This is a genomic window from Priestia sp. YIM B13491 (genome assembly GCF_042787605.1).
GTDB classification, from domain to species: domain Bacteria; phylum Bacillota; class Bacilli; order Bacillales; family Bacillaceae_H; genus Priestia; species Priestia megaterium_E.
Genome location: NZ_JBHZOR010000003.1, coordinates 444,836 through 458,654 on the forward strand (window position 1 = coordinate 444,836; position 13,819 = coordinate 458,654).

The 13,819-nt window shown below is 39.3% G+C and carries 20 protein-coding genes and 1 pseudogene; 3 read left to right on the forward strand and 18 right to left on the reverse strand.

The features are described 5' to 3' along the window. Positions 1 to 178: 178 nt before the first annotated feature. On the reverse strand, positions 179 to 1,114 hold the full coding sequence (locus tag ACFX4E_RS13315; protein ID WP_028409322.1) for an aldo/keto reductase: 936 nt from the start codon (positions 1,112 to 1,114) through the stop codon (positions 179 to 181). A gap of 273 nt (positions 1,115 to 1,387) precedes the next feature. Between ACFX4E_RS13315 and ACFX4E_RS13320 the strand changes: the two genes are divergently transcribed. Then, on the forward strand, positions 1,388 to 1,603 hold the full coding sequence (locus ACFX4E_RS13320) for a hypothetical protein (RefSeq protein WP_028409323.1): 216 nt from the start codon (positions 1,388 to 1,390) through the stop codon (positions 1,601 to 1,603). Between the two features lie 34 nt (positions 1,604 to 1,637). On the opposite strand, the gene ACFX4E_RS13325 is transcribed toward ACFX4E_RS13320, so the two are convergent. After that, positions 1,638 to 2,558: an EamA family transporter gene (locus ACFX4E_RS13325; RefSeq protein WP_098332099.1), complete on the reverse strand. Its 921-nt coding sequence runs from the start codon at positions 2,556 to 2,558 to the stop codon at positions 1,638 to 1,640. A 108-nt stretch (positions 2,559 to 2,666) separates the two neighbouring features. On the opposite strand from ACFX4E_RS13325, the gene ACFX4E_RS13330 reads away from it, so the two are divergent. After that, on the forward strand, positions 2,667 to 3,566 hold the full coding sequence (locus ACFX4E_RS13330) for an AraC family transcriptional regulator (RefSeq protein WP_377238394.1): 900 nt from the start codon (positions 2,667 to 2,669) through the stop codon (positions 3,564 to 3,566). Between the two features lie 31 nt (positions 3,567 to 3,597). On the opposite strand, the gene gvpU is transcribed toward ACFX4E_RS13330, so the two are convergent. The 16 genes from gvpU to ACFX4E_RS13410 form a co-directional block, all read right to left on the reverse strand. Next, positions 3,598 to 4,014, reverse strand: a complete 417-nt coding sequence (gvpU, locus tag ACFX4E_RS13335) for a gas vesicle accessory protein GvpU (protein WP_013057987.1) — start codon at positions 4,012 to 4,014, stop codon at positions 3,598 to 3,600. A 23-nt stretch (positions 4,015 to 4,037) separates the two neighbouring features. Continuing rightward, positions 4,038 to 4,913 (reverse strand): GvpT/GvpP family gas vesicle accessory protein, encoded by an 876-nt coding sequence (gene gvpT, locus ACFX4E_RS13340; RefSeq protein WP_377238396.1) that lies wholly within the window; start codon positions 4,911 to 4,913, stop codon positions 4,038 to 4,040. A 36-nt stretch (positions 4,914 to 4,949) separates the two neighbouring features. Beyond that, entirely contained in the window at positions 4,950 to 5,252 is a 303-nt protein-coding gene (locus tag ACFX4E_RS13345) for a gas vesicle protein (protein WP_013057989.1), read from the reverse strand. Positions 5,253 to 5,273: 21 nt separating this feature from the next. Next, complete coding sequence (locus tag ACFX4E_RS13350) at positions 5,274 to 5,558, reverse strand: gas vesicle protein K (protein WP_013057990.1); 285 nt, start codon at positions 5,556 to 5,558, stop codon at positions 5,274 to 5,276. Beyond that, a complete protein-coding gene (locus ACFX4E_RS13355) occupies positions 5,512 to 5,799 on the reverse strand; it encodes a gas vesicle protein (RefSeq protein WP_013057991.1) in 288 nt (95 codons plus the stop codon). Before ACFX4E_RS13355 ends, ACFX4E_RS13350 begins: the two co-directional genes overlap by 47 nt. A gap of 17 nt (positions 5,800 to 5,816) precedes the next feature. Continuing rightward, positions 5,817 to 6,626 (reverse strand): GvpL/GvpF family gas vesicle protein, encoded by an 810-nt coding sequence (locus ACFX4E_RS13360; protein ID WP_377259034.1) that lies wholly within the window; start codon positions 6,624 to 6,626, stop codon positions 5,817 to 5,819. Beyond that, complete coding sequence (locus ACFX4E_RS13365) at positions 6,627 to 6,893, reverse strand: gas vesicle protein GvpG (protein WP_028409328.1); 267 nt, start codon at positions 6,891 to 6,893, stop codon at positions 6,627 to 6,629. It abuts the gene before it with no gap. A 1-nt stretch (position 6,894) separates the two neighbouring features. After that, on the reverse strand, positions 6,895 to 7,662 hold the full coding sequence (locus tag ACFX4E_RS13370; protein ID WP_013057994.1) for a GvpL/GvpF family gas vesicle protein: 768 nt from the start codon (positions 7,660 to 7,662) through the stop codon (positions 6,895 to 6,897). A 14-nt stretch (positions 7,663 to 7,676) separates the two neighbouring features. Continuing rightward, positions 7,677 to 8,603: a gas vesicle protein GvpN gene (gvpN, locus tag ACFX4E_RS13375; RefSeq protein WP_025751003.1), complete on the reverse strand. Its 927-nt coding sequence runs from the start codon at positions 8,601 to 8,603 to the stop codon at positions 7,677 to 7,679. 28 nt (positions 8,604 to 8,631) lie between these two features. Next, positions 8,632 to 8,898: a gas vesicle protein GvpO gene (gvpO, locus tag ACFX4E_RS13380; protein ID WP_013057996.1), complete on the reverse strand. Its 267-nt coding sequence runs from the start codon at positions 8,896 to 8,898 to the stop codon at positions 8,632 to 8,634. A 75-nt stretch (positions 8,899 to 8,973) separates the two neighbouring features. Next, complete coding sequence (gene gvpA / locus ACFX4E_RS13385; protein ID WP_013057997.1) at positions 8,974 to 9,240, reverse strand: gas vesicle structural protein GvpA; 267 nt, start codon at positions 9,238 to 9,240, stop codon at positions 8,974 to 8,976. A 19-nt stretch (positions 9,241 to 9,259) separates the two neighbouring features. After that, a complete protein-coding gene (gvpQ, locus tag ACFX4E_RS13390) occupies positions 9,260 to 9,733 on the reverse strand; it encodes a gas vesicle protein GvpQ (protein ID WP_028409330.1) in 474 nt (157 codons plus the stop codon). Positions 9,734 to 9,758: 25 nt separating this feature from the next. Beyond that, positions 9,759 to 10,235, reverse strand: a complete 477-nt coding sequence (gvpT, locus tag ACFX4E_RS13395) for a GvpT/GvpP family gas vesicle accessory protein (protein WP_377238398.1) — start codon at positions 10,233 to 10,235, stop codon at positions 9,759 to 9,761. Positions 10,236 to 10,295: 60 nt separating this feature from the next. Continuing rightward, positions 10,296 to 10,556 (reverse strand): gas vesicle structural protein GvpA, encoded by a 261-nt coding sequence (gene gvpA / locus ACFX4E_RS13400; RefSeq protein WP_013058000.1) that lies wholly within the window; start codon positions 10,554 to 10,556, stop codon positions 10,296 to 10,298. A gap of 446 nt (positions 10,557 to 11,002) precedes the next feature. Beyond that, positions 11,003 to 11,488: a general stress protein gene (locus ACFX4E_RS13405; protein WP_074679873.1), complete on the reverse strand. Its 486-nt coding sequence runs from the start codon at positions 11,486 to 11,488 to the stop codon at positions 11,003 to 11,005. Positions 11,489 to 11,596: 108 nt separating this feature from the next. After that, on the reverse strand, positions 11,597 to 12,817 hold the full coding sequence (locus ACFX4E_RS13410; RefSeq protein WP_377238400.1) for an MFS transporter: 1,221 nt from the start codon (positions 12,815 to 12,817) through the stop codon (positions 11,597 to 11,599). Positions 12,818 to 12,926: 109 nt separating this feature from the next. Between ACFX4E_RS13410 and ACFX4E_RS13415 the strand changes: the two are divergent. Further along, positions 12,927 to 13,798, forward strand: a pseudogene (locus ACFX4E_RS13415) (LysR family transcriptional regulator). Positions 13,799 to 13,819: the final 21 nt, after the last annotated feature.

A 13,819-nucleotide genomic window follows, 5' to 3' on the forward strand; every position in this document is an offset into this window, starting at 1 on the left:
GCTTACCATTGTAATTGGCGGTTTTATTGCCTTTTTGTTAGGTCTTGGCGTCACAAAAATAATTGAGCTGCTGCTAAATCTTTTTCTAGCTTAACCAGTAGTTACTTATCGTAAAACGCAGGTAACTCCGTTCCATATCCGAACGGAGTTACCTGCTTTATTTTAAAAACTGCAGCGCTTAAGGCACCATGTTGCCAGCGGCTTTATAAATATCGTACCACTCTTCGCGCGTTAACTTGATTTCTGAACCTTTACTTGCATCTTTCATACGCTGAATATTTGTAGTACCAAGCACCACTTGAATATTTGCAGGATGAGTTGTGATCCACGCAACGGCAATCGCTGTATTCGTCACGCTATACTTACTTGCTATGCGATCAATCACTTCGTTTAGCTTTCCAAATTTCTCTTTGTCGCCTAAGAAAGGTCCTTCGAAAAATCCGTTTTGGAATGGCGACCACGCTTGAAGCGTTATATCATTTAAACGGCAATATTCAAGCACGCTGCTGTCGCGGTTCACAGCTTGGTCGATGCCCATATTTAAAGAAATACCAGAGTCTATAATTGGCGTATGTGCAATGCTGAACTGCACTTGGTTTACGACAAGCTTTTGGTTGATATATTTTTCAAGCAGCTGAATTTGCGCTGGGTTGTGGTTCGACACCCCGAAGTGACGTACCTTTCCGCTGCTTTGAAGCTCATTAAACGCTTCTGCTACTTCTTCAGGATCCATTAGCGGATCTGGGCGATGAAGTAATAAAAGATCTAAGTAATCTGTTTTTAAGCGCTCTAAGCTACCGTTAACAGAGTCTATGATATGCTTCTTTGAAAAGTCATAGTAATTTTTCGCTGCGTTAATGCCGCATTTACTTTGAATCACCATTTTCTCACGAAGACTTGAATTCATTTGTATAGCGTTTGCAAAATACTCTTCGCATTGTCCCACATAATCAGGACCGTAAATATCAGCATGGTCAAAAAAGTTAATTTCTTCTTCCATCGCTGTGCGGATTAGCTTCTCTGCTTCTGGTAACGAAAGCTCTGTTAAACGCATATTTCCCATAATTAAATTTGATACGTGTAAGTCAGTATTAGCAATTGTATGATACTTCATATAAAGCCCCTCCTTGAAATGATACTACTACAAGATAAACCATAGAGTTAACTCTAGGTCAAGCAGAAAGAATAAAAGTTTTTATAAGCAGCGACGGTAAAACACCCTATCTTTTTTGGTAAAAAGATGAAATACTAGGTTGTGGTGTGATAAAAGTCACTGCCGCTCTGCATTTCATTTAGTAGTATATGTTACGTTCTTTTATTCCTTTTTATCGAAGCTTATTTCATAGCAATACATCAATTTACCAGGCAAAGGAGCTTATCAATCACTATGCAGAAAACGAAAGCAAAACGATTTGAAATACAGTATTCCGTTCTAAAAGATGAAGCCAAAATCAAAGGAACTTTTGTGATAGAATCTGCTAAAAACCGGGATGACGCATCAAGACTTGCTAAATTAAATGTCTCTACAAAAGAAAGAGTGTTTATTCAATATGTAAAGATTTTAAAAGTCAAACGAGTTTCTACAGATTCGGCGGAAAAGTGACATTGGTTTGCTTCTTCTTTTAGCAAGCCCCTATTTATGCTGAAAGTGTCGTCTTAGAAGATGCTTGTTTCGTTCGTGTGAGTAATAAAACTAATCCAATAATACAAGCTGTGCCTATCCATTGATAAAAACCAAAAGGCTCTTTCAGCCAAACAACGGTTGTAATAACAGCGGCTAAAGGCTCTAAACTTCCAAGCAAACTCGTTTCTTTAGGTAAAAGACTTTGCAGGCTTTCTACATAAAACCAAAAAGCAAGCATCGTGCCAAAAATAATGACAAATAAAATATATCCCCAGGTTATTGGTGATAAGCTTGACGCTTCCCAAGGAGGATGAATAAAGCTCATTACGCTTCCCCCAATTACCATTGACCAGCCAACGATGACAAGCGAACTGTACTTTTTGATCAGCGGCACCGCATACAGCGTATAAAATGCTGCTGCTACACCTGACAGCACTCCCCAAGCAACGGCAGATACAGGAACAGACAGCTGAGAAATAGAGCCGTTTGTTAATAAAAAAAAGCAGCCCCCCAGTGCCAGCAAAACAGTGATGACGTCTTGTCGCGTAAATATAGACTGCTTGCGCAAAAGCAAATAAACGATAATCATCACCGGTGATAAATACTGCAGCAGCGTAGCTACTGCTGCATTTCCATGCTTAATAGAAGCCATATACGTATACTGAACGGCGAGCATACCAAATATGGCAAAAACGACGAGCTGAAGAGCTGCCTTTTGGTTCTTCCATACTCCAAGTACGTGAGAACGATTATTTTTTATACATGAAATCATTAGCAGCAAAAAACCCGCAATGAGCAGCCGTACTGAAACAAGCCAGTCTACACTGATTTCAAATTCTTGAAAAAGCTTTTGAGCAACCGTTCCTCCCATCCCCCAACATATAGCTCCAGTTGTTACAAAGAAGAACCCTTTTTTCCGGCTGAGATTGTTCATCTTTCATCCCTCACTTTTATTATAAGAATAGTGTTATAATAAATGAAAAACGGGGCGGGAAATACGCATATTGCATTAAAAAATATAAATATATTGAGGTGACCATGTATGCCAGCAGCCCATTTTAAAATTGATGAAAACTTAAAAGAGCTAACGACCCATCGCACCGTTGAGCTGCCAGTAGCATGTTATCAAACGACGATCAGTGATCACATCAACGGCTACATCCCTCTTCACTGGCATGATGAGCTTCAATTTGTATTAGTTATAAAAGGAGATGCGTCTTTTCAAATAAATGAAAAAACAGTGACTGTAAAACAAGGCTACGGACTGTTTATTAACAGCGGATGTCTTCATATGACTGAAGACACAAACAAATCTGGCTGCGTGTACATTTGTTTAAATGTTTCTCCTCATTTTCTTGTGCCGCAAGAGCTTTTTACAAATTACGTTTATCCCTACATTCATGCAACGAATCTATCACATTTATTCATCGGTCCAAAGCAATCCTGGGGAAATAACGTGTTAGAGTCTATACATAAGATACACACATGGATTCATAAGAAGCTGCACCACTATGAAATAGAGATTGCCTCTGAACTCAGCATACTGTGGAAAAATTTAATTCTTAACGGGTTGCAGCTGAAATACAATGAAAAAGAAATGATCAAAAATCAGCGGATGAAGCAAATGCTCAATTGGATTCATTTGCACTTTGCTGAAAAGATTACGCTTGATGATATTGCCAAAGCCGGACAATTGAGCCGTTCTGAATGCTGTCGATATTTTAAGAAAATGTTAAAAAAATCGCCTTTGACCTATGTATTAAACTATCGAATTCAGCAAAGCTTAGTTATGCTGCAGCAAGCGGAAGCAAATGTGACGGACGTCGCTTATCAAGTAGGATTTAATAGTACAAGCTATTTTATTAATCAGTTTCGAAAAGAAATGAAGATGACTGCGCTCATGTATCGAAAAAAGAAGCTGCACATTTCATCACATCACTAAAAAAACGGCGGGGTGATTGCCCCGCCGTTTTTTATGAACTCTTTTTACTCGTTGATTTTGCATCAGAAATCTTTCCTAAGAAAAACCCGTCTACTTCTGCTATTTTCCCTCTCCAAAAGATCTTTCCTTTTGAAGGAGTAGATTTACTGTCTCCACAGTAAATTTTTGTATTTTTCAAATGAATAAAATGGGCTTCTGCTTCTCCGTTTGATTCGCTCGCTTCGCTTGCTAAAGAGAATTGTTCGCTTAGCGCCTGAGCCACTTCACTGCCTTCTTCAAACGTTTCGCTTAAGTAATCAAAGTATTCTTTTGCTGAAATCATGGTACCGGAAATCACAGCGCCGTTTACATTTAATGAAATATCAAGTGAAAAGCCGTGTTTATTAGAAGCTTTCACAAAGTATTCAAGCGTATTGTCTTTAGTTGAAAAAGAAGGGCCTGTACTCATGTCTTTCTTTCCTCCTTTACGCCTTAGGCTGTTGTGTCGTCTTCACTAGAAAGAGATGTTGCGTCATCATCTTCTTCGTCCGTGTTTTTCTTTGCTTTTGTATTTTTTGATTTTTTAGCTGTTGACTTTTTTGGTTTTGCTTCCTTTTTTTCTTCTTCGTTTTCATCTTCGTCTTCTTCTTCTGTTTTTACTTTTTTATTTTTTTTGTTTGAGCGAGAATCTTCCTCTTCTTCCTCGCTGTCTTCGTCACTTTCACTTTCTTCTTCCTCTTCTTGCTCCTCTTCTTTTTTGTTCTTTTTACGAGGTTTAGATGTTTCTTCTTCGTTTTCATCGTCCTGCTCGTTCTCATCGTTCTCTTCTTCGTCGGAATCTGTATCTTCCGTTTCTTCGTCTTGATTTTTATTGAGGCTAAGCTCAACAAGCATGTTCATTTTTTCTTCAAGCTGTGATAAGCGATCTTGAAGCGTTTGATTTTCTTCTTTTAACTCATCGTACTCTTGAACGTTATCGTCTTCTGTTTCGCTACTAGAAGAATTTACGTTTTCTTCATCATCTTTTGATTTATCTTTATCTTTATCTTTTTTAAACAAGCTTCCCGCAGATGTTTTCAGGCTGGCCACACTGCTTTTTGATTTTTCTTTTACCTTTGTTCCTAAATCAGATGCTTTGCTTTTTAATTCGTCTGTATCAATGCGGTCAAGAAGGCTTTTTCGATTTTCAGGAGTCGATACATATCCAATCGTTGCACCGATGATACCTCCTGCTACCGCTCGTTTGATTGGCCCGCTGCTTGTTGTTTTGCTTGCTTTTGAACCGTTCTTTTCTTTTGAACCGTTTTCCGCCTTTTTATTTTCCTTGTTTTCTGCCTGTGTGTTATCTAATTTTGTTTCAGTTGCCATTGTAAATCCCTCCATTTTTTAAGTAACGTACAGTTTTTAACGTTTCGTTTCTATTTTTTCTTCAAGCGTTTTTAACCGCTCATGCAGCATTTTATTTTCTTCTTCGAGCGCTTTGTTATTGGCTCCTTTTGAACTGAGATAGGGATCATTTTCCCACCAGTCCATGCCGATTTCTTTTGCTTTATCAACCGAAGCCACAATCAAGCGGATCTTTATCGTTAATAGCTCCACATCTGCAATTCCTACGGTGATGTCCCCTGCTATGACGACTCCTTTATCCAAAATCTTTTCGAGCACATCTACAATCGTACTTGACTGCATATTATGTTCGACTGCCATACTGTTCCTCCCACTGACCGCTTAAAGCAGGCTGCCTAGCGGTCCAAGATCAATATTTAAATCTTCTGCGTCCAGACCGAACACCTCTTTCAACTCGTCCATTTTTTCTTCTAAGTTCATTAGTGCAATTCCTAAGTTTTCAATTTGTTCATCCGTCAACGTTCCACCCTCCACCCGCCTCATGGCATGACGTTCAACGATTTGCCTCAATAGCTCAATAACTGTCATCACAAGCTGCGCTAAGCCTTGTTCAGCTTGATCAGGATCCAAGTGGATTCGTCCATTTGCTTGGCTGACCGGTTGCATCCATTAATTCCTCCTTTTGTTTATCAAATTGTTCAGAAGTGATGGGTTTGCGATTTCCTTCTTTTGCTTGAACCAGCGTTTCAACCGAAGAAATAAGCACCCGCAAATCCAAATACACTAAATCGACGCCGGCTATGGAAATGATTAAGTCTCCTTTAATGGCGACTCCTTTATCTAAAATGACATCTAAAATATCAATAAGAGCAATATCTTTATTCTCCATGGATTGTTTAAGAGACATAATGTTAATTCCTCACTTTACGCAAAGCTCGAGAAATGATAGGGCGGCCATGGTCCCGTCACTTCAAATTTCCAGCCTTTATTTTCAAGTTTTTGCTGAAGCTCTTCTATTTCGGTTACAAACTTAGTGATCTGCAGAGCCGGGAGAAGAAACACGCTGTTCCACGCCATCTGTTCAGCTGCGCCCGTTACGTCCTTGCTCCAATTCTTTTTAACAGAGTCATAAAGCGATAACTCTTTAAGCTTGTCATGTATCTCTTCACACACTTTATTTTTGTGAAGTTCTAATTCTCTTTCAATCAGCTGATCTATTTTTTTCTTTTCAAAAAACTGTCTTCCTGGTGATAAGTGACTAATTTCTTCTTTTTTCGCTTTCACGCTTTCATTCGTTTCGCTGATTCCTTTTTTAAGCTCCGTATCATCACAGTAAATCTTCACGTTCCACTCTTCATTTCCTTGAAGCAGCGTCAGTGAATTCTCTATCTTTTCTTTGTTAATCTCAATAGCTGCCTGCAGACTTTCTTCACCTTTATAAATGGTACAAAATTTTAATGGAATGATCGTAAATTCTTCGTACAAAGCGGCTACCGTCTCGTGATGATGAAAAGCTTTTTCCTGCAGCCAGCTCATATCCTGCTCCATTTTTTCTTGAATCACTTCTTCTGAATAGGTGTCAGCATCCAGTTTAGAAACTACAGCCGTCACCTGATCAAACGTTAGTGGGTACAGTGAATGTTCTCCGTCAAACCCTTTATAAGATGGAAACGGCTCTATGGCTGCTGCTTCTTTTGTTGGAATTAAACCGTATAAATACAGTAATTCTCCCATCTAGTCTTCCTCATTTCTTTTTTTTGTTAGCTCTTCCCATTGTTCAATTTCTCTGCGCTTCGCGATTTCGTACCTCATTAACAATTCATCTTCTTTTTCTTGAAACGCTTCTTCGGGAATTTCACCAAGCTCAAACATCATTTGAAGCTGAATGAGTTTTTGCTGAATCGTCGGAAGGTCATATAGCTGTTTATCAGCTTCTTCCTGTACTTTTTCGCCGATTTTCACTACAAGGTTAATAGGGGCGGTTACTAATTTGTGAAGCACGTTATTTCTCTTCTACTTTTAGGCGAATGTTCACAAAATTATAAGCAGGCCATGGACCGCTGTAATGAAAATCGGCTTTGTCTTTCCAGTTTTCATGCGCTTCATTCACTTTTTCATCAAACTTCGCTTCATCTTCTCGGTTAATTAAGAAAGATGCGTTTAAAAGCATCGTTTCGCCCGTTGGCTCATTTGCTTTTGCTGCTTCCGCTGCTTCTTCAAGCGGTGAAAACACATCTGTCTTGACTTCTTTTTGAAGGGAAGTAAACATCTTTTGAGCCATTCCCCCAAGTTGAATACGCTCATAATAACCGGCTGCTTCTGATTTTCCTTTTACGGAGGCTGATACTTTTTCAAGTTCAGGATTTTCATTTACTTTTTTCTCAAGCCATTCTTTTTTCCCAATTACTTTTAAACCGACTTCAATTTTTCCTTTGATCGCTGGAAACAGCTTTTCAAACTGCGGATAAAGGTTTTCCAAAAGAACTTTTACATCTTCTTTGGATTTGAATACATTCCCAAAGCTGATTGGAATAACCGTATCGTTCTTGTCCATAATCGCTGCTACTGCGTTTTGATGCATTAATAAATTTTGGCGATTAGGATGATAAATTTTCATCGGTACTTCAGCTGCTACCATAGCTGCGTCTTTGTAGCGAATCAAAAATGTTTCAGCTTTTGTTCCTTCTACTTCCACGGCGCCAAATTCTTCGTCTTTATCCGTTTGAATGGCGCTAAAAATATAAATACCTGTTTCGTTTGTTTCACTCATGTTTTCAAGCTCCTTTACTTTTCTTCCGTGTCTATATTCTTACATTCTTCTAAAATGATTTTTTCGGCTTTGCTTTTTGCATTTTCTTCATCCAAACATTTGGTAAGCGGATGATGCAAAATATCGATACATAACGTTTGAAAATCTTCGTCATTTCCATCGATAGCAATGTCTTGCTGCGTGGCGAGAGTAGCGATCATAAGCGAAGCCCGAAGGCTAAGTCCGCTGCTGTTTTCGTCTCCAGAGCGGTTTCGCACGTTTGCTACAAGCGTTACAATTGTGCGCGCTTCGTCTTCTTCTACGTCCGTTTTCTCCGTTAAAATCGCTGTCTCTCTGTCGATGTCTTTATAATCAATAAACATGGTAATTAACCTGTCAAGAAGCGCATCTTGCGTATCATATACGCCGGCATACTCAGCTGGATTGCTTGTGAAGATGACGCGAAAATCGGGATGCACGCGCACAAAAGGATCGGTCATTTTCACTCCATACAGCGGAAGCACGCCTTCTTCTAATATTGATAGAAAGATATTATTCGTTGCAGGCTTAGACCGAGTAAATTCGTCGTAAATCAGCGTATAGCCATTTTTTACAGCTTCAAGCAATCGGCCATCCTGCCAGTTTTCACTCACTTGTTCATCTTTTTTATAGACAGAACGAACATATTGGTCGATTACTTTTTTGCTCGTGTATCCCGTAAAATCGCCAATTAAATCTTTATTGTTGAGCTCGTGATTCCCGTGCATCAGCATTACAGGACGCTTTCTCTTTTTAGCAAGCGCTCGCGCTAAAGAGGTTTTGCCTCCGCCGGCAGGACCTGTAAAATGAATGGAATAGCCGGATTTTAAATAGCTCAGCGCTCTTGAAAGAACCTCTTTTGTCTCGTCATCTTGTATAAAAGCTCCACTGCCTTTTTTCCTTTTGTCTGTTAAGACGGTCATTTTTACGTTCCTCCTGCCATCTTATCGTCTATGCTTCAATGCCAATGGCGCTTCTATATCTGACGTCGAGTCGTTTGAATGAAATGACTTCTTTTTCTTTATTTAAAAAGCACTCGTACGTTCCGAGCATTTCATCTTTGGCGTATTTTTTCATGTATTCTCGTTCTTCAATGACTTCAACAATAACTCTCCAGCCTTCATCTTCAGTAGCTTCCACCGAGGTAATTTTATGAGGAGGAGCTACGTGTTCACCGAAAAAGTCGTTCACGGCTTGCATAATTTTTTTAATTTCCATTTTTAGTAGCCTCCAATAGTTAAATCTAAAAGCTGGAACCACCCCCAAAAAAGGAAGGTTCCATATCACTTCATATTAAATACTAAAACGCGGCTGTCCTTCACTTGAATTTGAACGTTCAGGAAGACCGTTTTCTTCTACGTCGTCACGAAGAAGCCCTACTGCTTCTGCATAGCGTAACCATGTATCAACACTGGCAATAACCACTCGTGCTTCAATCGTTAAAATTTCAATTCCTACAACAGAAACCCTTGCAAAAGCATCAATAACAATTCCTTTATCTAAAATACGGTCAATGACTTCTGCTAAACTTGAACTATTAGTACTTTTTTGAATAGACATATCTCATTTCTCCTTTCGCTCATGATCCCATTGTTTTTAAATCAGTAGATGATTTAATATCATTGGAACTTTTAATCTTAGTAGAGCTTTTAATATCCGTTGCTTTTTTAATCTGATTTGCGCCTTTTATTTTCCGCTTATTTTTTGACTTCTCTTTATCGTCTGAAGAAGAAACTTTTTCTTGAAAGTTTTCTCCAGCTTCTTTCACATCGCTAAGCTTATCTTTTACTGATAGTAAGACGTCTTGGAGCTTTTCTTTTGCGTCTTCCCCTTTGCCGTGTACCTTTTGGGCATTTTTTTCTTTTGTTTCCTGCAGTTTTTCTGACGCTTCATTTGCTTTTTCCTGCAGTTTCCCTTCAGTTTTTTCGACAAATTTTTCTTTCGCTTTTTCTTTAACCTTTTCTTCTACCTTTTCCTTAACAGGTTCAGGCGTGTGCTCCACTATTTTTTTTCCTGCTTTTAGTGCTGCTTTCTCCACATCTTTTTTATCCATGAAATTCCCCTTCAGGACGGATATCTTACTTCTTCGCGTCCATGAGTTTGTTTAGCATCTCTTCAATGCGCTGCAGCTGGTCGTTCATATTTTTATTTTCTTCTTTTAACTCTTCGTACTGAGACGTTTCCATTTCTGCGCTTTGGCTGACTTCTTCCTGTGCATTTCCCTGTTCATTTGATGCATCTTCTTTTTTCTTTTTAGGTGCCAGCAGCTTGCTTAAATTGTCTTTTTCAAGATAGCCTGTAGCCGTCTGTCTTAACGCCCCCATCGCTTGCTGCGTTAAAATATCCTGTGCGTTTCTTCTTAACTCTTGCCCTGTCGCACGTACAATTTCTGATTGTCCTAAGCGGCTGAATACTTTTTTACTCGTTTGCGGACTTGAAAGAAGTCCAATTCCCGCTCCTACTACGCCTCCTAAAATGGCAAGATTTAAAGAGTTTTGTGTTTTTTCTTCTTGCTGCTGATTTTGTTGTTTTTCATTTTGATCAGTTGTTGTCATTTTCCATCCTCTTTTCTCTTATTATTATTTATTTAATGAATCTTCTAATGATTAAAAGACTTAAAAGCTAAGCCCTGCTCCTCGCTCCTCTGTTCGGCCAGGCAGCCCTTCTTCCTCCACTTTGTCGGTTAATAACCCGACGGCTTCTGCGTAGCGAAGCCACGTATCGACACTTGCAATAACCACTCGTGCTTCAATCGTTAAAATTTCAATTCCTACGAGTGATACTCGAGCAAAAGCATCGATGACAATTCCTTTGTCTAGAATTCGATCAATCACTTCTGCTAAACTTGAACTATCTGTACTTTTTTGAATACTCATTTTTAGCAGCTCCTTTCGAAATTTAACTAAATGAATGATGCTACTAAACAACCTGCTTAACTTTTTTAGTAAACATACTTTTGAAATATACTTTTTAACCATCTTTCAAACATGAATAATTTGCTAAAAATTAATTCCTAAAAAATAATTAGAAAATTATTCTACTTCGTATAATAGTTTACAGTTAATTTATGGATGTATTTTACACAAAAATCCCGTCGTTAAAGCTTTTACTGAAATTAAAATTCCAAAATAAAACAATAAATACATTATTGTTACAATAATATTACATTATAATTTAAGGCATATTATTTTCAGGGTACCCTGAAAAAATTTGATGTTTTTAACTATTATGGAATATTATTGTGCGTTAAGTTCACTTAAACGAAGCCAGCGCATAAAAAAGCTGTCGCACTGCGACAGCTTTCTCTTACATATCATACGTTCTATAAAATCATTCCTGTTAAAGGCGCTTTTGGGTTTCCATCATGATCTGAATCTTCTTTGTCTACTAAAACAAGCAAGCTGCCTTCTTTGACTGAATCATTATATTGTTCGGCCTGCTGTTTTGGAATTCCCATACCGACTAAAATACCTGACAAACCTCCTACACTCGCACCAGCTGCTGCACCTGTTAATGTAGCTACAATCGGACCAGCCGCTACAATTGGGCCTATTCCCGGGATTGCAAGAGCACCGGCACCTGCTAATATTCCGGTCAAGCTCCCTAGCGTACCTCCAGTAAGCGCTCCGGTTGCTGCCCCTTCTGCTTTTGTATTCGTTTCTTTCTGAACTTTTTTAGTCTTTTTATGTTTACCGATGATAGATATTTCTTCTGATGCGTATCCTTCTTTTTTTAAACTGTCTACAGCATGAATTGCTTCTTGTTCCGTTTCATATACTCCCACAACATTCTTTGCTTTTGCTTCCATACTATCTCCTCCTCATTAATGTTGTGTGTACCCGGGAGTATGGCTTTGAAACGTTTTAGAGGATAAGAGGTCTTCTCTATTCTTAAATAAATAGACCTACATCACTTTTCATTTAGTGACGTTTTTATTTAAAAATGAATGAACTCGCTCTTTATTTAACCATATTCCTCCACAAGCAATGAAGCATGCAACCGTACTGAAAGCCAACGCGTAGCTCCGGAACCAATCCACAAGGAGCCCAAACCAAATCGGTGCGAGCACGATGGCAAATTGATTGAGCGTTAACGCAATGCTTACCGTTAAACCAATAAAACGATCATCGGCTTTTTCTGCTATTAACACGATAAACAAACTAAACCAGCCAATTGCAAAAAAGCCAAGGCTAAAACAAACTGCAGCTAGTAGCCAAAAAGGCAAAGTAAATCCAATATAAGAAATAGCTATGATTAGTCCTGCAGTCATCCAAACCGTCGCTTGCAAAGGTGTTCTTCGATTTCCGTTATACACATAATCACTTACCCAAGCTAAAGCAATTCTCCCAATCATTCCCCCTAACAGCGTGATGCTCAGCAGGATGCCCGCTGAAGCAAAATCCATCTTTATGGCTTTCGTTAAATAGCTTATAAAGTGCGCCACAATGATCATTTGAAGGGAAATCATTGAAATACCTACAAAAAAAAGCGGATAGAGCGTTTTATCTTGAGAAATGCGCTTGATTTTTTGACGAAGCGTAAATGTTTCCTTTTTTTCTGACGATGATGATTGCTCTCGGTAGAATACAAAAAAAAGAAGACCTCCTCCGATAGCTGCTGCTGCCTGTACGAGAACAGCCCCATGCCACCCGTATTGATGAAACAGCAGAGGTAATGCTGCTGAAGCGACAGCGCCTCCAATCGGTATCCCCGTTTGCCGAATTCCCATGGCAAGACCTCTATGATGAGAAGGAAACCACTTCACCACTGCTTTGCTTCCTCCTGGCTGTGCTGTTCCATACCATACGCCTGCTGCGAGAAGTACGCCTGTTAGATACAAATAATGATCAGCGCTATAGGCGAAAAGCATGCTTATCCCCAGCAAAATAGATCCTCCTCCTACAAGCCACCTTTCGCCATATTGATCCATCCAGTTTCCAAAAAGCAGCATAGAAAAAATCGGACCAATTTGAACAGCTGATACGAGCAGTCCTGTTTGAAACTGCGATAAATCATATAGTCTTTGCCAAAACGCTGCCAATGGTCCTATCCCGTACGTGACAAATGTTGCACACGCCTGAGAAAGCGTGGCAATAAATAAAATCATCCACTTATAAGAAGCTTTTTGTCTGATCATTTACTCTCCTCCACCTCTACTTTCAGTGTAGAGAAAGAATGGTATCATGTAAAATAAGGAATAAAGATAAAAATCATCAATAAAAGTGATAGCTGAAGGAGGAAATTTGATGGATATAAAAGATTTGCTTGTTTTTACGACAGTAGCAGAAGAAAAAAACATTTCAAAAGCTGCCAAAAGTTTAAGCTACGTGCAGTCGAATGTGACGATGCGAATTCAGCAGCTAGAAGCTGAACTCGGTACACAGCTATTTGAACGCAGCGGTAAAGGCGTAACGTTAACTTCTAGCGGAGAGCTGTTGCATCGTTATGCTGAACAAATTCTGCGTTTAACCAACGAAGCGCCACTATAACTGTTCAAAGCAGTGCGCACACGCCGATAGGCCCTTTGAAAATAGGCGCAACTGAATCCACCGCAGCTCTTCGGCTACCGCCTTTGCTTTCTACTTATTGCACTGCCTACCCGGATGTAGACTTCATTTTAGAAACACATACAACCGATGTTCTTACTCACCTGGTTTTAACCCGAAAACTTGAAGGCGCATTTGTTGCAGGCAGCTGCGAACATCCTGATCTAAACTCTTTATTGACTCAAGATGAAGAGCTTGTACTTGTGAGCCGCCACCCTCTTCCTTCTCTTTACAGCCTAAACGATATGAATTTATTAGCCTTCAGCAGCGGATGCGCATATCGACATACGTTAGAAATGCTGTTGACAAAAGAAGGCGTGTTTCCAAAACGCATATTAGAATTTGGCACAATTGAAGCGATTATTGGGTGTATAAAAGCAGGTATGGGCGTAGCTGTGATGATGAAATCCATCGTATCTCACCATGACCATTCCTTAACGTTAACTCCGCTGCCAGAACCGTATAGAAAGGTTCCCACTTTTTTTATTACGCGAAAAGATGCCTTTGTATCGGTGGCTTTACGTGAATTTTCTTCTCTTCTCACCGAACAGCTTTGTATAACAAAACCCTAAGAAAATAGGCGCTCTTAGGGT